The sequence below is a fragment of the Pseudooceanicola sp. LIPI14-2-Ac024 genome (assembly GCF_042188925.1).
Classification (GTDB): Bacteria; Pseudomonadota; Alphaproteobacteria; order Rhodobacterales; family Rhodobacteraceae; genus Pseudooceanicola.
Genome location: NZ_CP170102.1, coordinates 2188883 through 2206905 on the forward strand (window position 1 = coordinate 2188883; position 18023 = coordinate 2206905).

General features: G+C 68.9%; 16 protein-coding genes. 1 reads left to right on the forward strand and 15 read right to left on the reverse strand.

Annotated elements, in window-relative coordinates; genetic code table 11:
- Nucleotides 1-99 precede the first annotated feature (99 nt).
- Nucleotides 100-855 carry an NTP transferase domain-containing protein gene (locus ACE2AC_RS10745; RefSeq protein ID WP_375686989.1) on the forward strand — a complete coding sequence of 252 codons (756 nt, stop codon included), beginning with the start codon at nucleotides 100-102 and terminating at the stop codon, nucleotides 853-855.
- 10 nt (nucleotides 856-865) lie between these two features.
- Here ACE2AC_RS10745 and ACE2AC_RS10750 read toward each other — a convergent pair whose 3' ends face one another.
- The 15 genes from ACE2AC_RS10750 to ACE2AC_RS10820 form a co-directional block, all read right to left on the reverse strand.
- Nucleotides 866-1993, reverse strand: coding sequence for an LptF/LptG family permease (locus ACE2AC_RS10750; protein WP_375686990.1), 1128 nt, complete (start codon nucleotides 1991-1993; stop codon nucleotides 866-868).
- Nucleotides 1993-3123: an LptF/LptG family permease gene (locus tag ACE2AC_RS10755; RefSeq protein ID WP_375686991.1), complete on the reverse strand. Its 1131-nt coding sequence runs from the start codon at nucleotides 3121-3123 to the stop codon at nucleotides 1993-1995. Before ACE2AC_RS10755 ends, ACE2AC_RS10750 begins: the two co-directional genes overlap by 1 nt.
- Before the next feature lie 16 nt (nucleotides 3124-3139).
- Nucleotides 3140-4018, reverse strand: a complete 879-nt coding sequence (locus tag ACE2AC_RS10760) for a phosphatidate cytidylyltransferase (protein WP_375686992.1) — start codon at nucleotides 4016-4018, stop codon at nucleotides 3140-3142.
- A complete protein-coding gene (locus ACE2AC_RS10765; protein WP_375686993.1) occupies nucleotides 4015-4827 on the reverse strand; it encodes an SDR family oxidoreductase in 813 nt (270 codons plus the stop codon). The genes ACE2AC_RS10760 and ACE2AC_RS10765 overlap by 4 nt, the downstream gene beginning before the upstream one ends.
- The gene (locus ACE2AC_RS10770) at nucleotides 4827-5939 is read right to left on the reverse strand and encodes an inositol-3-phosphate synthase (protein ID WP_375686994.1); all 1113 of its coding nucleotides are present in this window, start codon (nucleotides 5937-5939) and stop codon (nucleotides 4827-4829) included. The genes ACE2AC_RS10765 and ACE2AC_RS10770 overlap by 1 nt, the downstream gene beginning before the upstream one ends.
- 2 nt (nucleotides 5940-5941) lie before the next feature.
- Nucleotides 5942-6571, reverse strand: a complete 630-nt coding sequence (locus tag ACE2AC_RS10775; protein WP_375686995.1) for a DUF4833 domain-containing protein — start codon at nucleotides 6569-6571, stop codon at nucleotides 5942-5944.
- Between the two features lie 4 nt (nucleotides 6572-6575).
- Complete coding sequence (locus ACE2AC_RS10780; protein ID WP_375686996.1) at nucleotides 6576-7811, reverse strand: aminotransferase class I/II-fold pyridoxal phosphate-dependent enzyme; 1236 nt, start codon at nucleotides 7809-7811, stop codon at nucleotides 6576-6578.
- A gap of 244 nt (nucleotides 7812-8055) precedes the next feature.
- A complete protein-coding gene (locus ACE2AC_RS10785; RefSeq protein WP_375686997.1) occupies nucleotides 8056-8634 on the reverse strand; it encodes a membrane integrity-associated transporter subunit PqiC in 579 nt (192 codons plus the stop codon).
- A gap of 4 nt (nucleotides 8635-8638) precedes the next feature.
- Entirely contained in the window at nucleotides 8639-11287 is a 2649-nt protein-coding gene (locus tag ACE2AC_RS10790) for an MlaD family protein (protein WP_375686998.1), read from the reverse strand.
- Nucleotides 11284-11946 carry a paraquat-inducible protein A gene (locus ACE2AC_RS10795; RefSeq protein WP_375692095.1) on the reverse strand — a complete coding sequence of 221 codons (663 nt, stop codon included), beginning with the start codon at nucleotides 11944-11946 and terminating at the stop codon, nucleotides 11284-11286. Before ACE2AC_RS10795 ends, ACE2AC_RS10790 begins: the two co-directional genes overlap by 4 nt.
- Nucleotides 11925-12557 carry a paraquat-inducible protein A gene (locus ACE2AC_RS10800; protein ID WP_375686999.1) on the reverse strand — a complete coding sequence of 211 codons (633 nt, stop codon included), beginning with the start codon at nucleotides 12555-12557 and terminating at the stop codon, nucleotides 11925-11927. The genes ACE2AC_RS10795 and ACE2AC_RS10800 overlap by 22 nt, the downstream gene beginning before the upstream one ends.
- A 176-nt stretch (nucleotides 12558-12733) precedes the next feature.
- Nucleotides 12734-13879, reverse strand: a complete 1146-nt coding sequence (locus ACE2AC_RS10805; RefSeq protein WP_375687000.1) for an iron-containing alcohol dehydrogenase — start codon at nucleotides 13877-13879, stop codon at nucleotides 12734-12736.
- Nucleotides 13880-13885: 6 nt separating this feature from the next.
- Entirely contained in the window at nucleotides 13886-15259 is a 1374-nt protein-coding gene (locus tag ACE2AC_RS10810; RefSeq protein WP_375687001.1) for an aldehyde dehydrogenase family protein, read from the reverse strand.
- Nucleotides 15260-15472: 213 nt separating this feature from the next.
- Nucleotides 15473-16837, reverse strand: a complete 1365-nt coding sequence (locus ACE2AC_RS10815; protein WP_375687002.1) for a glutamine synthetase family protein — start codon at nucleotides 16835-16837, stop codon at nucleotides 15473-15475.
- A 109-nt stretch (nucleotides 16838-16946) separates the two neighbouring features.
- On the reverse strand, nucleotides 16947-17984 hold the full coding sequence (locus ACE2AC_RS10820) for a TRAP transporter substrate-binding protein (RefSeq protein WP_375687003.1): 1038 nt from the start codon (nucleotides 17982-17984) through the stop codon (nucleotides 16947-16949).
- Nucleotides 17985-18023 lie beyond the last annotated feature (39 nt).

An 18023-nucleotide genomic window follows, 5' to 3' on the forward strand; every position in this document is an offset into this window, starting at 1 on the left:
CCGTGGGTCGTCTTGGCGCGGGGGTGCCGCTCGTGTATCAGTTTCATGACAAAGGGGTAACAGCCGGATGACGCCGGCGCGGGGACGGAGACACCGACAATGAGCCAGACAGCCGTGATCCTGGCCGCGGGCCTGGGCGTGCGCATGGGCGAACGCGGCCGCATGACGCCCAAGGGCATGATCGCCCTCGACGGCCTGCCGCTGGTGCGGGCCTCGGTCATGCACCTGGCCGGGCGCGGCATCGACCGGGTGCGGATCGTCACCGGCCACCTGGCCGACGCCTACCGGCAGGAGTTCGCGGCCATGGCGGGGGTCGAGCTGGTGCACAACCCCGACTACCACCAGAGCGGCAGCCTGACCTCGCTGCTGGCCGGTCTCGACGGGCTCGACGGGCCGGTCCTGATCCTCGAATCCGACATCATGTACGAACCCCGCGCGCTCGACGCGCTGAGCGATGGCACCTCGGGCCTCGTCATTTCGGGCGCCACCGGCGCCGGGGACGAGGTCTATGTCTGGTGCGCCGCCAACGGCCAGCTGCTGACCATGTCCAAGGACCCCGACGCCCGCCGCGGGGCCCATGCCGGCGAACTGGTCGGCATCTCGGCGCTGGCCGCCGCCGACCTCGACGCCTTCCGCGCGACCGCGGCCCGGCTCGTCGCCGCCGACCCGCGCGCCGATTACGAGACCGGCGTCGTCGCCCATGCCGCGGGCCATGCCTACACCTGCCGCCTGGTCCGCGACCTGGCCTGGGCCGAGGTCGACGACGAACGGATGCTGGCCCGCGCCCACGCCCGGGTCTGGCCGCGCGCCAGCGCCGGGCTGCTGCCGCGCCGCCGCGCCGCCGGGGCCCGCTGACCGCCGCGCCTCAGCCAAGCGGCAACCGGCGCCCGCGCGCCTCCTTGTTCAGCAGCCATTGCAGGACGAGGATCATCGCCAGCGCCAGCACGATCGGCAGCAGCACCGCCACCGGTGCCGCCAGCGCCCCCTGTTCGCCAAGCGCCCAGAACACCTTGAGCGACAGGGTGCTGAGGTAACCGCCGAACGCCATCGCCACCAGGATCGGCACCCGGGTGACCCGGCCACGGAAGCCGGTCATCGCCAGCGTCGCCCCCAGCATCGCGAAGAGACCGGGCAGGACCCACGCCGTCCAGCGCCGCCACTGCGTGGTGCGGACAAAGGGATCGTCCGGGTCCAGCCGTGCCCGCGCGTTCAGCACCGGCTGCGGCAGGTAGAAGGGTGTCGGGTTCAGGTAGGTTAGCTCGTTCGGGGCGAACCAGAGCGGCAACTCCAGCTCGGCTTCGGGCACGCCGATCAGGCGCCCGCCCTCGGTCGCGGTCCAGATCTCGGCATTCTCGAACACCCACTGGCCACCGCCGACCGGCCGCACGGTGTCGGCGCGGACCACCCGGTCGAACCCCTGCCCGTTCAACCCCAGGAAATAGCTCACGTCGCGCAGTTCGGGCTGCGGGCCGACCAGCACCCGCCCCGCGATGGCGGCGTCGTCCTGGATGAACCATTGCTGATCGTCGGTCAGCCCCGGCCCGTAGCGTTCGGCGTAACTGCCCGCGCCAAGCGCCACCTGCGCAAAGACCGCCGCCGGGCGCCAGTCACGCTCAAGCTTCCACTGCAGGAACCCGGTGCAGGCGCCGATCCACAGCAGCGCCGCAAAAGTCGGCAGCGCCGACACCCCGGCCGAGGCGAGGATCACCGTCTCGAGCAGCGCACGCCGCCGGATCTCGGCGATGAAGGCACCAAGCAGCGCGGCCACCGGCATCAGCCGCGCCACGATGTCCGCCGCGCGGTAGACGGTGTACTGGCCCAGCACCCAGGCCAGCGACTGCCCCTCGGCCGCCGCGCGGATGGAATCGAAGCTGTCGGCAAAGTCGATCATCAGCGCGATGAAGATCAGCACCAGCTGCACCGACACGAAGGCCGTCAGGTGTTCGCGCAGCGCCAGCCGCATGGCCCGCCCGGTGAAGCTCCTCAGCGCCATCAGCCGCGCCCCGGCCGGATCAGGGCCTCGCCGGCCTTGAACAGCGCCACCAGCGGCAGCCCGATCAGCACGAAGGGCAACGCCACGCAGGCGGCCCAGAGCGGTGCGCCCACCGGGATGCCGCCGATCACCGCCCGCACCACCAGGTCGCAAAGCACCATGCCGACCAGCGCCAGGGGCAGCGCCGCGGCGCGCACCGTCTTGATCGTGCCGCCCCAGACCGCGACCAGCGCGGTCAGCGCCGCCACCGGCACCAGCAGCGCCCGCGCCCAGATCAGCGCGATCCGCACCGGGTTGGTGACGGTCTCGAGGTCGTCGCCCGCCAGCCAGGCCTGCAGCGCCGGGATGATCGGACGCTCGTTCTCGCGCGGCTCGCGGTCCAGCGCGGGCAGGATGTCGCCCATGTTGAAGCCGACGTTGACGCTGCCCGCCGCCAGCCGGTTCAGCCGCGCCTCGGACCCCTCGCCGTCGAGGCCCGGCAGATCGCCGAACGCCGTCACCTCGCCCAGGCGAAAGTTGCCGTCGCCGTTCTCGTCCGGCCCGGTCACCTCCCAGTCGCCGGCAAAGGCGAACCGCCACGGCACCGCCCCCGCCTCGCGCCGGACCATCAGCGACGGTGGCTGGCCGGGCTTGCCGGTGGCCACGAAATCCATCCCGTTGGTGGTGAAATGCGATCCGCTTTCCCCCGGCGCCGAGACCCGGTCGGCCACGTGCTGGGCCGTCAGCTGGTGCAGGGCGACCCGCTGCGCATAGTTCGCCGCTGGCGCCACGATCCCCGCGATGACAAAGCTCAGCGCGCCGGCCAGCAGCCCGACCAACAGCACCCCCAGCACCAGCCCGCGCGACGGCGCACCGGCGGCCGAGAGCACCACCAGCTCACCGTTGCGCCGCGCCGCGCCGACCGCGGAATGCACCCCGACCAGCAGGGCGACCGGCAGCGACAGGTCGAGGATCTCGGGCACTTCCCAGGCCAGCAGGCGGATCAGGTCGAGCGCATCGCCCCCGGTCTTCACCACCTTGTCCATGAGCCCGGTGAACTGTTCGGCCAGGAACACGATCTCGACCAGCGCGAGGATCACCAAGGCCGTTGTCAGAATCGGTCTGAGGACCAGTCGGAAGTAGGGTCGCATCGCCGGCCCTCCCCGCTCACCATGCCTCGAGCGCGCGCAACAAGGCCAGCACGCCGCCCACGGATATCCAGGCGTCGAACATGTCGAACATCCCGCCCTGGTGCGGGATCAGGCTGGGAAAATCCTTGACCCCCGCCAGCCGTTTCAACCGCGAGGCCGCCAGGTCGCCCACCACCGCGAAGACACCGATCAGCAGGGCAAAGACGATCGCCTGCGAGGTCGACACCGCCTCGACAAAGGTCACCGCCGCCAGCGCGGTCAGCATCAGCATCGCCGCCCCGCCGACCAACCCCTCGACCGTCTTGTTGGGGCTGAGCCTGGGGAACGCCTTGTGCCGGCCAAAGACCTTGCCGACCAGCAGCGCATAGCTGTCGAAGGTCTCGATCCCGATCCAGGCGGCGAGGAACAGCGCCGGGGTGGTCGCGCCGCAGGCGGTGGCAAAGGCCAGCATCGGCAGCACCGGAAAGATCAGCAGGTCCGCCGCCGGGTCCGTCCGCCAGAACCGCCACGCGCAGGCAAAGGCCCAGGCCGCGCCAAGCAGCAGGACCGCCGGCCGCCAGGGCATCAGCATCGCCGCGATCAGCACCGCGCCCGCGACCGCCGCCCAGATCACCGCATGTCCCGCGCCGGACGGGCGATAGCGCACCATCGCCGCCTCCCAGACCACGCGGACCGTCAGCGCCAGCATGGCGATCGGCATCAGCACCGGCGCAAAGGCAAAGACGACGAGGACCGACAGCACCACCACCGCCTCGACGTTCAGGATCGGCCAGATGTTCCTTGCCGCCCCCGAGGTCGCCGGGATCGCCGTCATCGCGCCGACCACGCCGTAGCCGAGCGCCAGGACCACCAGGGCCGCGATCACCACCGTCAGCGTCTGCGCGTCGGCGATCATTTCGACACCTTGCGGATCACCCCGGCCTGGTGCCAGCGCAGCGCCGGCCGCAGCAGCGGCGCGGCCCAGTTCAACAGCCACATCTGCCAGCCCGGCGTCACCGCAAACGTGCCCTTGGCCATCGCGGTCACCATCCGGCGCGCGACCTCGTCGGGCTGCCAGAGACCGCCGCCCTCGCTGATGATCCTGGTTGCCTCGGGCTTTGTCCGCATCTCGGCCTCAAGCTGCGGGGTGTCCACATCGGGCGGATAGCAGAGCGTGACCGAGATCTTGTGCGGCGCCAGTTCGACGCGCAGCACCTCGGCCAGCGCGCGGACGGCGAATTTCGACGGCGCATAGGCCGCGTAGCCGTAGATGCCGAAAAAGGCCGCGCCCGAGGCGATCAGCCCCATCTGCCCGCCGCCCGCGTCACGCATCAGCGGTGCGGCGGCGTGCAGCAGGTAGAGCGTGCCGTTGTAGTTGACCGCCATCTGCGCGTCGTGGCTGTCGAGGCTTTGGTCCAGGAACTCGCCCGGCTCGGCGATCCCCGCGCTGGCCACCACGATCTCGGGGGCGCCATGCGCTGCGACCGCCTGCGCGGTGACCTCGGCCACCGCGGCCCGGTCGCTGACGTCGAGAGGCAGGCACAGGACCCGCGCGCCCTCGACCGTGTCCAGGATGTCCGCCGCCGCGGCCTCGAGCCGCGCCGCGTCCCGTGCCATCAGCACGACGACGCGGCCCTGCGCGGCCAGCAGCCGCGCGATTTCCAGCCCGATCCCGCTCGACCCGCCGGAAATCCAGGCGGGCCTGCGCTGGTCGGGCGCTGTCATCAGCCGTCCGCCTTCTCGGCGAACTCGATCATCTTGCGATAGGCTTCCTCGTCACCCATCTGTTCGGGCGGGTGCTTGAAGATGAAGGCCGACGCCGCCTTGACCGGACCGGCCAGGCCACGCTCCCGCGCGATCTTGGCACAGCGGATCGCCGCCAGCGCCTCGGCCGCCGCGTTCGGGCTGTCCTCGACCTCGAGCCGCATCTCGACGCTGGTCGGCACGCCGCCGAACAGACGACCCTCGAGGCGGATGTAGGCCACCTTGCGGTCGTTCAGCCACGGCACGTAGTCCGAGGGGCCGACGCGGATGTCGTTGTTCTGCAGGCGGGTGTTCATCGCCTCCTGCACGGCCTCGGTCTTGGACTCGCGCTTCATCGCCAGCCGGTCGCCGTCCATCATGTTGAGGAAGTCGGTGTTGCCGCCGACGTTCAGCTGGTAGGTCCGGTCGATCTGCACGCCGCGCATGTCGGCCAGCGCCGCCACCGTGCGGTGCATGATCGTCGCGCCGAACTGCGCCTTGAAGTCGTCGCCCAGGACGGGGATGCCCGCGTCCTCGAACTTCTTCGCCCAGGTCGGGTTCGACACGATGAAGACCGGGATGCCGTTTACGATCGACACGCCCGCTTCCAGCGCGCACTGCGCGTAGAACTCGACCGCCTCGATGGAGCCGACGGGCAGGAAGATCACGAGGACCTCTGCGCCCGACGATTTCAGCACGTCGACGACTTCGTCCTTGCTCAGCGCCGGTTCCTTCGACGCCTGGAAGGCGCGGCGCGGATCCTGGTTGCGCATGAAGTTCGACACGCCGTCGAGGTCGGGACCGCGACGCACCATCGCCGTGTGCTCGCTCACCTCGGTCTCGAAGATCGCGGTGCAGTTCGGCTCGGCCATGACCGCCTCGCCCAGCGGGCGGTTCACCTTGCGCTCGTCCACGTCGAAGCCGGCGACGAACTCGATGTCCGAAGGCTTGTAGCCGCCCAGTTCCGGGAAGCTCACGCCAATCGCCTGGTCTCCCATCCGCTTGCAATAGCTGACGCCCTGCACCAGCGAGCTTGCACAGTTCCCGACCCCGGCGATGGCCACCCGGATCGGGGCCTTTTGTTCTGCTGTCATTCCTAGAGCTCTCCGCCCTTAACCCGATAAGTTTCCGTTACGTATTGCCCCGACGGATATTGGCCGACGATCTTCAGGCCGGTGACGCTCGGGACCAGCCCGCCATCATCCACGTCGAGATAGGCATAGATCAGGCGGGCTTCCGCGTCGCCCATTGGCATGAAAAGCGCCGGACGGCCACCCTCCATCCGCAAAGTCATGGTTTTCGACGGCAGCGCCTTGAAGGTGACGCGGTAGGTCCCGTCGCCATTGGCCTTCGCATTCACCCCGTAGGCAAAGTTGCGCTCCAGCGTGCTCAGGCCCTTGGTGCCGCCGTCGTTGTTGAACCGCCGCCAGTAGGCGCTCACCGGCGCGCTGCTGTCGATCTGCCCGCCCGCGACGCGGGTGCCGTAGACCACCGTGTTCGCATTCGGCGAACGCTGGATGTAGAACACCTGCCCCGCGTCGTTCGGCACCTGGAAGGCGGGGTTGATCACCGGCTGGCGGGACGCCGTGGCCCGGTTCTCCAGCGTCAGGCTGGGCGCCGCCTCGGCCGGTCCGGCAAGGGCGGCGATCAGCAGGCCCAGCAGGGCGAAAAGCAGGACCACCAGCCGCCGCGACGGGGCCGGGGCCGAAGTTCCGTGATGTACCATGTCGTTACGTTCCGACAGCCTGTTCCGCGAGGTCTGCGGTCATCTCGGCAGCCTGTGCCAGAGCCGTGACCACGCGGTCGATGTCGGCCTCCGTGTGGCCGGCGGAAATGAAGAACCGGATCCGCGGCAGGTCCTTCGGTACGCCGACGTGAATGATCGGCGGGGCAAAGATCCCCTGCTCCAGCAGGATGTGCGAGACGGCCAGCGTCTGCGCCTGCGTCTGGAACAGCACCGGGATCACCGCCTCGCCAAGCGCGGTGTGCGTGTTCAGCCCGGCCGCACGGGCCTTGCTCAGGAACAGCTGGGAATTGTGGTGCAGCTTGCGGACACGCTCGGGCTCGGCCTTGAGGATGTCCAGCGCGGTCTGCGCCGTCGCCAGCGTGGCGGGCGACAGGCCCACCGAGTACACGAAACAGGGCATCGTGAACCGCAGCCACTCGATCACCTCGCGCGAGGCGGCGATGAACCCGCCCGACGACACGAAACTCTTGGACAGGGTGCCGATCTGCAGTTCGACCCGCTCGGGATCGACGCCGGTCGCCTCGCAGAGGCCCGCGCCGGTTTCCCCCAGCACGCCGTAGGAATGCGCCTCGTCCAGCAGCAGCCAGGCGTCGTGGCGTTCCTTGATGTCGACCAGCCGCGGCAGGTCGGCCAGGTCGCCGTCCATCGAATAGAGCCCCTCGACCGCGATCAGCACGCGCGCGTACTTTGTCCGCTCGGTCTCGAGCAGGTGCTCGAGGTGGTCGAGGTCGTTGTGACGGAACTTCTTGTAGGTGAACTTGCCGGCCTTGGCGCCCATCACGATCGAGTTGTGCGCGAGGTCGTCGGTGATGACCAGGTCGCGCGGCCCCATGATGTGGCTGATGATCGACACGTTCGTCAGGTAGCCCGAGATCATCGCCAGCACGCCGCCGACGCCGAGGAACTCGGCCATCTCGTCCTCGAACTTGCGGTGCGCCGAACGCTCCCCGCCGACCAGCCGCGACGCGCCTGCGCCGGTGCCGAACTCGTCGATCGACTGCTTGGCCGCCGCGGTCATCCGCGGGTCCTTCAGCAGGCCGAGATAGTCGTAATGCGCAAAGCTGACGTAGCCGCCGGCCGTCTTGTTGGCCTCTTCCATGACCTTGTCGGTCGCGGCGAACCAGGGGTGACCGCCTTCCAGCAGCGCAGACCCGGCCATGCGGAACCGACGGCGCGCATAGGCCTCGAAACTCGAACTTTTGGGGTTCGGCTTATCCACTCTTAACCTCCGACGCACGCGTCTCTTCAGGATTTCGAGGCCGAAAGGGAATGGCTCAGACGGTCTCCAACGGACGCTTTCATAGAGATCATAAAACCGTCATGCAATGCGACAAAGGCCAATTCACCGCCGTTCCGTCACGTTGCCGCCGACATGGTGGTCAGCCGCAACAATCGCGGGAATTTCGGAAACAATTGTAACACTCTCCCCGAAATCTCGGCCAGATCCCGCCCATCCCGCTGCCTCATCTCAGGCCCTGGCGCGCGATCAGCTGGGCCAGTTCGCGGACAACCTGTCCACGCGCCGCCGCCAGCGCCGCCGGGCCGCCGTCGGTCGCCACCGGCGCGGCCAGCGTAAAGACACCGGCGCGGTCGCGGCCGCCGTCCTCGGGGGCGACGAAGTACTGGCCGCTGATGACGAACCGGGTGTCGCCGTCGGCGAACATCTCCTCGACCCGCACGTCGACGCGGGCCTGCGCCCGGTCGGCAAAGGGCCAGGGCTCGGGCGCGACCCGGCGGCCGGTGATCTGCGACAGGGTGCGCGACAGCTCCAGCGTCATCGCCCGCGACGGCTCGTCGGTCCAGAGCACGCCGGACTTCTTGCGCAGCCCGCCATCGCCTTCGCGGACATAGATCTCGTCGGAATTGGCATAGCTCGGCAGCGACACCTCCAGCACCTCGACGCTGGAATAGGCGATACCGACCCGCTCCACCGTCGCCGCGGCGCCGGGTGTCGGCACCGGCGGCGCAAACCGGACCGGCGTCTCGCCGCAGCCCGCCAGCAGGCCGGCAGAGAGCACCAGGGGGATCAGGCCGTATCGCATTGTCTCACCTTCCGAAAATGACCGAATTGGGGTTCCGTTCCAGCGCGCGGGCCAGCGCATCGACCGCCTCTGCCGCCTTCTCGACCTCGCGCAGGGCGCGGGTCACGTCGCGGCCCACGCCGGTGTCGGCGTCATAGCCCTGCAGCGTCGCCTGCGCCTGCGCCAGCACCTGCTCCGCCCGCGCGATCAGCGCCGGCAGGTCCTCGGCCGCGGCCGAGATACTGTTTGCCGCCTCGCGGGCCGAGGCAAAGGTCTGGTTCGCGTTCTCGATCACCCCGCCTTCGCGCAGTTCGTCCAGAACCTGCTGCAGCGATCCGAGCGCGGCCGACAGGTCCGCCGGCAGCGCCCGCGCCGCGTCGGTGCCGATCAGCGCGTCCGCGCTGGCCAGCAGCGACGACAGCCGCTCGGCCAGCTCGTTCAGCGGCAGGGTCTCGGCCTCCGCCGCCACGGCATCGATCTTGGCGATCAGCTCGGGCACGCCCTCCATCGAGGCCGACACCTCGTCCGCCGCCGACCGGACCGAGGCCAGCGCCTCGGCTGCGGCACCGGCGATGTCCTCGGACCGCAGCTCGGCCAGCAGGCCCTGCAGCTCGGCCAGGCTCTCGCGCACCGACTGCGGCAGCTGACGGAACGCCTCGGTCCCGATCACGGCATTGGCGTTCGCCATCAGCGCGTTCAGCTCCTGCGACAGCTCGGCCAGCGGCATCTCCTCGATGTTGGCGGCCACGCGGTCGATCCGCTCGATCAGTTCCGGCACGCCGTCGACCGATCCCGAGACGCTGGTCGCCGCGTCGCGCAGCGCGGTCAGCGCCTCGGACGCCGTACCGGCCAGGTCGGCCGACTGCAGGTCGGTGAGGAACGCGTTCAGCGTGTTCAGGCTCTCGGCCGCGGACCCGGGCAGCGCCTGCGCCGCGTCGCTTCCGATGAACGCGTTGGCGCTGTTGGCCAGGTCCGTGATGCCCGTCACCATCTCGTCCAGCGTCAGGGTGTTCGCCGTCGCCGCCAGCTCTTCCAGCTGGGCGACGAGGTCCGGGATGCCCTCGGCCGCGTCGGACAGCGCCGTGCCCGCCTCGGACAGCGAGTCGACCGCCGCCAGCAGCCGGGTTGCCGCCTCCTGCGTGTTCAGGTCTTCCATCAGGCTGCGCAGCTCGGTCGCCGCGGCGGTCAGCTCGCCCGGCAGGGCCTGCGCCTCTTCCGATCCGATCAGCCCGCGCGCATCCCCCACGAGGCCGCGAATATCGCCCGGCATCTGCTGCAGGTCGTCGTTGCCGATGAACCGGCTGACATTGTCGAGCGCGCCGATGGCCGAATCCAGCAGCCCCTCGATCGGCAGGTTGTTGATCCGCTCGAACAGCCCCTCGGCGGTGGCCGCCACGTCGGCGATCGCGCCCTCGGCGGTCGGGATCACCGGGTTCGGCCCGGCATCCGTGACGATCTGCGCCGGCTCAGCCGTCGGGTCGTTGAACAGCTCGACCTTCAGCCCGCCGGTCAGGATCGACGATGTCACCAGCCGCGCCCGCAATCCGTTCTGCACCAGCTCGTCAAGGTAGGCGAGCGCCGCCTCCGGCGTAGCGTCCGCGTCCTGCAGGCCCAGGCGCCCCGGCTGGATCGCCAAGGTCGCCGACAGCCGCACGTCGTTGTCGCCGTAGGTCTCGGGGTCCACGATCCCGTTCACCGACGACACCCGGCCCACGCGGATCCCGCCCAGGTCGACCGGGTTGCCGACGTTCAGGCCCGGCACGTTCTCGTCGAACACCGCCGTCAGGTAGAGAGGTTCGCCCGCCTCGGCCGCCGAAACGCTGGCCTGCGCCGATTCCTCGTCCGCAAAGACCGAGAAGACCGCGCCGTCATCGACCGCCGCGCCGCCCGACACCACGGTCGAGAACGTGACCCCGCCCGAGATCAGGCTCGCCAGCGAGGAAAAGTCGATCTCGGCCCCGCCCGGCCCCAGCTTGAAGGTAAAGCCCGAGGTGTCCCAGAACCGCGTCGCGTCCGAGATCAGCCGGTCATGCGGCTCAAAGATCATCGCCTCGGCCTCGACCGTGCTGCCATCCTCGCTGATCTCCGCCCGGCCGATCCGGCCGACCTCGATCCCGCGGTAGACGATCGGCGCGTTCTCGGTCAGCCCGGCCTCGCCGGTCGCCCGCAGCGTGATTTCCAGCCCCGGCGTCCCGTCGCGCGACAGCGGCGGCTCGCTCAGCCCCTCGAAACTGTCCGCGGGTTCCCCGGGCGTGGAATCCCACAGCCCCTCGATGAAGACGCCGGTGACCACCGTGTCCAGACCCTCGATCCCCTCGGTCGAGATCTGCGGCCGAACCACCCAGAATTGCGCGTCCTGGTCGACGAAGGGCGCGATGTCCTTGTCCAGCCGCACGTCCACCAGCACCTGGTCGAGCGTGTCGGTGAAACTCACCCGCTCCACGATGCCGACCGCCACGTCGCGGAACCGCAGCTCGGTCTCGTTCGCGGTCACGCCGCTGGCGTTCTGGAACGCGATCGAGATCACCGGCCCGCGGCTGGCATAGGTCTCCCAGGCCACCGCCAGCGCGATCACCAGCGCGATCACCGGGATCACCCAGACGATCGACACGCGCTCCAGCAGGGAACGGCGCGCAGGCTGCACGGGCACATCGGGCGGGGTCGTGTCACTCATCCAACGGTCTTTCTTGTCGCCGTGCGGCGCGCCGGCCGCTTGGCGATGGTATCAGGGTCCCAGATCAGGCGGCTGTCGAAGCTCTGCGCCGACAGCATGGTGAAGATCACCGAGAGCGCGAAGTAAAGGCTTGCCGGCCCCGGCGCGATGGCGGCCAGCGTCCCCAGTTGCACCAGGGACGACAAGAGCGCCACCACGAACACGTCGATCATCGACCAGCGCCCGATGTATTCCACCAGCTCGAACAGCTGCTGGCGGCGCAGTTGCGACATCGTCGCCCCCCGCCGCACGCTGATCGCCAGCGCCGCGATCACCGCGAACTTGCCGATCGGGATCAGCACCGACGCGATCAGGATCACGATCGCCACGCCCCAGGCGCCATGCTGGGCCAGCTCGACCGCGCCGCCGATGATGGTGGCCTCCTCGACCAGCACCAGCGTGCGGGTGTGCAGCATCGGCAGGACGTTGGCCGGGATGTAGGCCGCGACCGCGACCAGCCACCAGGCCCAGACCTTCTGCATGGCATGATCGTCGCGCGACCGGATGTGATGCCCGCAGCGCCCGCAGACCTCCGTCCCCGCCGGCCAGACCCGCGTGCAGCGGCGGCAGGCGACCAGCCCGGCCTCGCGGGCCGAGATCACTCTTCCAGCGCTTTCCATACCGAATACCTGCACATGAAGGTGTCCTGCACAACCACCAGGACCACGAGGACCGAGAACATCCAGAACGCCGGGCCGAACTGCACCTCGGCCAGGTCCGCGACCTTGACCAGCGCCACCGCGCAGCCGATGGCAAAGACCTCGGCCATCGACCAGGGCCGCAGGTCGTCGGACCAGCGGAACGCCTGCCGGGCATAGCGCGCCGGTGGCCGGTCGAACACCACCGGCACGAGCACATAAAGCATCAGGAGCGCCCGGAGCACCGGGATGAACACGATCAGCGCCGCCACCGCCAGCGCCAGCGCGTAATACGCCCCGCCGCGGAAACTCATCGCCGCCTCGAGGATCGAGCTTGAATGCGACACGCCGCCGACCCGGATCGTCAGGAAGGGAAAGATCGTCGCCGCGATCACCAGGATCACCACCGTCAGCGACACCGCGATCAGGCGCATCCCCGCCCCCCGCCGCGGCGCGATCAGGACGTGGTGACAGCGCCCGCAGACCGCCCTCTCTCGCGAGGCGGGTTCGACGACATGGTAAAGCGCATCGCATCGCGGGCAGGCGATGAGATGGCTCAGGTCGTCTTCGGTCACGGCGGCGGCGTGCTGCATGTCCCTCCGGCCTTCCGGGGCAAAGACCCCGTTTTTCAGGAAGCTATAGCAGTCGGGCCAAGGATCAACCAGACGCCGGGGCAGCCCCGCCGTCAAAACGCGCCCGCCGTCCCCGGCAGGCGCGCCTCGAACGCCCTGTCACGTCGCGCCGGGCGCGGCCCGGCCGCCCCGCCGGGTCAGAGAATGCTCTCCAGCAGCGCCCGCGTGTTGTCATAGGTCATCTCGACCGGGTTGCCGCCGACGCTGGGGTCCTTCAGCGCCGCCTTGGTCAGCGTGTCGACGTCCGGGTCCTTCACGCCAAGCGCGGTCAGCGTCTTTGGCACGCCAAGCTGATCGTTCAGCCGGTCGACATAGTCGCAGAAGCCCGCGAATCCGCCCGCGATCCCCAGGTAGGCCGCCGCCGCGTCGAACCGGTCGGCGATCGCCGCCTTGTTGAACTGCAGCACCGCCGGCATGCAGACCGCGTTGGTCGTGCCGTGGTGGGTGTGGTGCCAGGCCCCGATCGGGTGCGAAAGCGCATGGATCGCCCCCAGCCCCTTCTGGAACGCCGTCGCCCCCATGGCCGCCGCCGACATCATCTGCGCCCGCGCCTCGATGTCCGCCCCGTCCGCATAGGCGCGCGGCAGGTACTCCTTGACCAGCCGCATGCCTTCCAGCGCGATGCCCTGGCTCATCGGGTGGTAATGCGGCGAGGAATAGGCCTCGACGCAATGGGCGAAGGCGTCGAGCCCGGTGCCCGCGGTGATCCCCTTCGGCATCCCCACCGTCAGCTCCGGATCGCAGATCACGACCGCGGGCAGCATCTTGGGGTGAAAGATGATCTTCTTCTCGTGCGTCTCGGAATTGGTGATGACGCCCGCGCGCCCCACTTCCGAACCGGTTCCGGCGGTCGTCGGCACCGCCACGATGGGCGCGATCCCCGCCGGGTCGGCGCGGGTCCACCAGTCGCCGATATCCTCGAAATCCCAGAGCGGGCGGGACTGCCCCGCCATGAAGGCCACCGTCTTGGCCAGGTCGAGGCCCGAGCCCCCGCCAAACGCCACGACGCCGTCATAGCCGCCCTCGCGGTAGACCTTCAGCCCGGCCTCGACGTTCGCCTCGTTCGGGTTCGGGTCGACCTCGGAAAAGATCGCGCGCCCCATGCCCGCCGCGTCCAGCACGTCGAGTGCCGTCGCGGTGATCTCCATCGAGGCGAGGCCCTTGTCGGTGATCAGGAGCGGTTTCTCGATCCCCGCCGCGATGCAGGCTTCCGCCAGCTCCGCGATGCGGCCCGCGCCGAAGCGGATCGAGGTGGGATAGGACCAGTTGCCGGTCAAAGCCATTTGGGTTCAGCCCTTCTTCAGGTGGTAGGATTTCGGCCGGGTCAGCGCGTGGTAACCCAGCACGGATAGACCCGCGCCGCGTCCGGTGTCCTTGCAGCCGGTCCAGCAGAGCGCGGGGTCGAGGTAGTCCTGGCGGTTCATGAAGACCGTCCCGGAGTCGAGCCGCGCGCCGATCGCCTCGGCCGCCGCCGCGTCCTTCGTCCAAATCGCCGCGGTCAGCCCGTACTTGCAGTCGTTCATCAGCTCGATGGCATGCTCGTCGTCATGCACCTTCATGATGCCGACCACGGGGCCAAAGCTTTCCTCGGTCATCACGTCCATCTCGTGGGTGACGTCGGTCAGGACCTGCGGCGTGAGGTAGGCGCCCTCGTCATCGGCCTCCATGTGGTCGATATGCGCGGTCGCGCCCATGTTCAGCGCCTGCGCGATCTGGCGGCGCACCGCGTCGGCAAAGCGCACGTTGGCCATCGGGCCGATGTCGGTGGTCGGGTCCATCGGGTGGCCCAGCCTGTAGCCCTTCACCAGCGCCACGGCCTTGGCGACGAAATCGTCATAAACGCTCTCGTGGACATAGATCCGCTCGATCCCGCAGCAGCACTGGCCCGAGTTGAACATCGCCCCGTCGATCAGCCCGTCGACCGCCGCCTGCACGTCCGCATCCGCCCGGACATAGCCCGGATCCTTGCCACCCAACTCGGTCGCGACCTGCGTGAAGGTGCCTGCCGCGGCCACTTCCATCGCGCGGCCACCCCCGACCGACCCGGTGAAGTTCACGAAGTCGAAGGCGCGTTCCCCGATCAGGGTCGCCGTCGTCTCGTGGTCGAGGAACACGTTCCGGAACACGTCCGGCGGGATCCCTGCGTCATGGAACGCCTCGGCCAGGTGCTCACCCACCAGCATCGTCTGGGTCGCGTGTTTCAGCACCACGGTCGAGCCCGAGATCAGCGCCGGCGCCAGCGTGTTGATCGCCGTCATGTAGGGATAGTTCCACGGTGCCACGATCAGCACGGTGCCGACCGGCTCGCGCTTGATCACGCGGCGGAATTTGTCGCTGTCCTCGATCACCATCGGGGCCAGCGCCTCTGCGGCGATCTGCGCCATGTAGGACGCGCGTTCGTTGAAGCCGCCGAATTCGCCGCCGTAGCGCACCGGGCGGCCCATCTGCTGGGCCAGTTCGGTCACCATCCGGTCGGTCTGCTGGCCGATCTTCGCGACGCCCGCCATCACGAGGTCGATCCGCTCCTGCAGCGGGCGCGCCGCCCAGTTCTTCTGCGCCGCGCGGGCCTGCTGTGCGGCGGACCGCGCCGCCTCCAGCGAAAGCACCTCGCGTTCGGCCAGAACCGAGCCGTCGATGGGGGAAATGCATGTGAGTTTGGTCATGTCGGGCGCCTTTCTTCTGGCGTGGGAACCTGGAGCGGAGGGCAGCGCCCGACCCTTGGTGGGCGCTGCGACCTCGAGTGTCAGCTAGGCATCGTCGCGCGCATGCCGGCGCTCTGGCGCGGGGCGGTGACGATGCGCCCTCCCCGGGGGGGAGGGTCGGGCCCTGTCCGGCGTGCCGCCGGGCGAGCCCCGTTGGAACGTGGCGCCTCTACCTTACGCCTTCTCGAACCCCCGCGCGATTTCCCAGTCGGTCACGGCCGCCTCGAACATCTCCTGCTCGACCTCGGCCGCGCGGACGTAGTGATCGACGGTCCAGTCGCCGAAGGCCTCGCGCAGCATGGCCGATCCGCGCAGCAGATCCGTCGCCGCGATCAGCGAGCCCGGGATTTCCGGGACCGAGGCCGCGTCGTAGAGATCGCCGGTCACCGGCTTGCCCAGCTCCAGCTTCTCCTCGATCCCCTTCAGCCCCGCCGCCAGCAGCGCCGCCTCGGCCAGGTAGGGGTTCACGTCCGAGCCGGGGATCCGGCACTCCATTCGCACCGCCTTGGACCCCTCGCCGCAGAGCCGGAAGCCCGCCGTCCGGTTGTCCACCGACCACGCGATCTTGGTCGGCGCAAAGGTGCCCTTGGCGAACCGCTTGTAGGAATTGATGTAGGGCGCGAGGAACCAGGTGATCTCGGCCGCGTACTTGATCATGCCCGCGCAGAACGACCGCATCAGCGGCGACATGCCATGTTCGCCCTCGGGGTCGTGGAACGCGGGGGTCCCGTCCTTCCACAGCGACACGTGCACATGCGCCGCGCTGCCGACCTTGTCGGCCCGCCACTTCGCCAGGAACGACGCCGACACCCCCTGCTGCCAGGCGATCTCCTTGATCGCCTGCTTGGCGATAGAGTGGTTGTCGGCGCACTCCAGCGCCTCAGCATAGCGGATGTTCAGCTCTTCCTGCCCCGCCTCGGCCTCGCCCTTGGAATTCTCCACCGGCACGCCCGCCGCCACCAGGTGATTGCGGATCGGCCGCATCACGTGTTCTTCCTTGGTGGTGCCGAACATGTTGTAGTCGATGTTGTAGGGCGAATAGGGCTGCAGCGCGTGGTACCCCTGCTCGCGCAGCTCGTTGTAGCCGCCCTTGAACAGGAAGAACTCCAGCTCGGTCGCCATCATCGCCGTCAGGCCCATGGCCTCGGCCCGCGCGATCTGGCGCTTTAGCACCGCGCGCGGGGAATGTTCGATATCGCCGTGGTCGTGGTGATCGCGCACGTCGCACATCACCATCGCCGTCCCCTCCAGCCACGGCACCAGCCGCAGCGTCGACAGGTCGGGCTTCATCATGTAGTCGCCGTACCCCGCGTGCCACGAGGTCGAAGCATAGCCGTCCGGCGTCGCCATCTCGAGGTCGGTGGCCAGCAGGTAGTTGCAGCAGTGGGTCTCTTCCCAGGCGCTCGCCACGAAATGGCTTCCGGTGAACCGCTTGCCCATCAGCCGGCCCTGCATGTCCACGATGCAGGTCAGCACCGTGTCGATCTTGCCGTCCGCGACCAGCGTTTTCAGGTCGTCGAATGTCAGGTTGCCGGGCATGGCTTGAACTCCAGGTCAATCGGGCCGCCGCGCGGCCCCGGTGTGTCTCTCCGCCGGACGCGGAACGGACGGCGCCCGGAAAGGCGCCGCCCGAAGGGATAGCCCAGCCTCAGCTGTAGCGGTAGGGCCGACCTGCCTTCTGCATGTCGGCATTGTACTTCTTGAAGATCTCCACGACCTTCGCCTTGGTCTCGCTCTCGGCTGCGATCTCGTCCCAGAACACCTGGGCGGCCTTCTCGACCGTGTCCCACTCGGCGTCGGGGATCGAGGTCAGCTCCATCTTGGTGCCGTTCACGCGCAGGTCGGCCTCGCCACCCCAGTACCAGTGCTGGCGGTAGTAGTGCGACTGCTCGCAGCACACCTCGAACAGCGCCTTGAGGTCCTCGGGCAGCTCTTCCCAGCGTTCGTTGTTGGCGAAGAAGTGGCCGATCCACGCGCCCGAGATGTTGTTGGTGAGGAAGTAGTTGGTCACGTCGGCCCAGCCGACCGTGTAGTCCTCGGTGATGCCCGACCAGGCGATGCCGTCCAGCTCGCCGGTCTGCACCGCGACCTCGATATCCTCCCACGGCAGGGTCACCGGCACGACGCCGAACTGCGCGAGGAAGCGACCGGCGGTCGGGAAGGTGAAGACGCGCTTGCCTTCGAGGTCCTTCAGCGACCGGATTGGATCCTTGGTGGCGAAATGGCACGGGTCCCACGCCCCGGCCGAGATGTGCTTGACCCCGACCTTGGCATATTCCTCGTCCCAGATCTCCTTTAGGCCGTAGCGGTTGAAGAGCACCGGCACATCCAGCGAATAGCGCGACCCGAACGGGAAGTAGCCGCCGAACACCGTCACCTCGGTCGGCGACGCCATCGAGTCGTCGTCCGACTGCACCGCGTCGATCGTACCGCGCTGCAGCGCCTGGAACAGCTCTCCGGTCGGCACGATCTGGTCGGCATAGAAGGTTTCGATCTGCATCCGGTCGCCGGCGATGGCGTTGAACTTCTTGATCGCCGGATCCAGCACGTGCTCGGCCAGGGCCGGGCCCGCATAGGTCTGCAGCCGCCATGTGATGGTCGATTGCGCAATCGCCGGGGCCGCGAGCGGCGCCGCCGCAAGGCCGACACCGGCGGTCTTGAGGAACTTACGTCTGTTGGTCGTCATGTCTTACCTCCGTTGGGTTTCGCTCGTGCCCCCCTTGGC

Bases quoted from the DNA above. Each gene is read 5' to 3' on its own strand.
- ACE2AC_RS10745 (WP_375686989.1), top strand. From the start codon at position 100: ATGAGCCAGACAGCCGTGATCCTGGCCGCGGGCCTGGGCGTGCGCATG.
- ACE2AC_RS10810 (WP_375687001.1), bottom strand. From the start codon at position 15,259: ATGACCAAACTCACATGCATTTCCCCCATCGACGGCTCGGTTCTGGCC.
- ACE2AC_RS10790 (WP_375686998.1), bottom strand. From the start codon at position 11,287: ATGAGTGACACGACCCCGCCCGATGTGCCCGTGCAGCCTGCGCGCCGT.
- ACE2AC_RS10755 (WP_375686991.1), bottom strand. From the start codon at position 3,123: ATGCGACCCTACTTCCGACTGGTCCTCAGACCGATTCTGACAACGGCC.
- ACE2AC_RS10820 (WP_375687003.1), bottom strand. From the start codon at position 17,984: ATGACGACCAACAGACGTAAGTTCCTCAAGACCGCCGGTGTCGGCCTT.
- ACE2AC_RS10795 (WP_375692095.1), bottom strand. From the start codon at position 11,946: ATGGAAAGCGCTGGAAGAGTGATCTCGGCCCGCGAGGCCGGGCTGGTC.
- ACE2AC_RS10815 (WP_375687002.1), bottom strand. From the start codon at position 16,837: ATGCCCGGCAACCTGACATTCGACGACCTGAAAACGCTGGTCGCGGAC.
- ACE2AC_RS10750 (WP_375686990.1), bottom strand. From the start codon at position 1,993: ATGGCGCTGAGGAGCTTCACCGGGCGGGCCATGCGGCTGGCGCTGCGC.
- ACE2AC_RS10765 (WP_375686993.1), bottom strand. From the start codon at position 4,827: ATGACAGCGCCCGACCAGCGCAGGCCCGCCTGGATTTCCGGCGGGTCG.
- ACE2AC_RS10805 (WP_375687000.1), bottom strand. From the start codon at position 13,879: ATGGCTTTGACCGGCAACTGGTCCTATCCCACCTCGATCCGCTTCGGC.
- ACE2AC_RS10760 (WP_375686992.1), bottom strand. From the start codon at position 4,018: ATGATCGCCGACGCGCAGACGCTGACGGTGGTGATCGCGGCCCTGGTG.
- ACE2AC_RS10785 (WP_375686997.1), bottom strand. From the start codon at position 8,634: ATGCGATACGGCCTGATCCCCCTGGTGCTCTCTGCCGGCCTGCTGGCG.
- ACE2AC_RS10775 (WP_375686995.1), bottom strand. From the start codon at position 6,571: ATGGTACATCACGGAACTTCGGCCCCGGCCCCGTCGCGGCGGCTGGTG.
- ACE2AC_RS10770 (WP_375686994.1), bottom strand. From the start codon at position 5,939: ATGACAGCAGAACAAAAGGCCCCGATCCGGGTGGCCATCGCCGGGGTC.
- ACE2AC_RS10800 (WP_375686999.1), bottom strand. From the start codon at position 12,557: ATGCAGCACGCCGCCGCCGTGACCGAAGACGACCTGAGCCATCTCATC.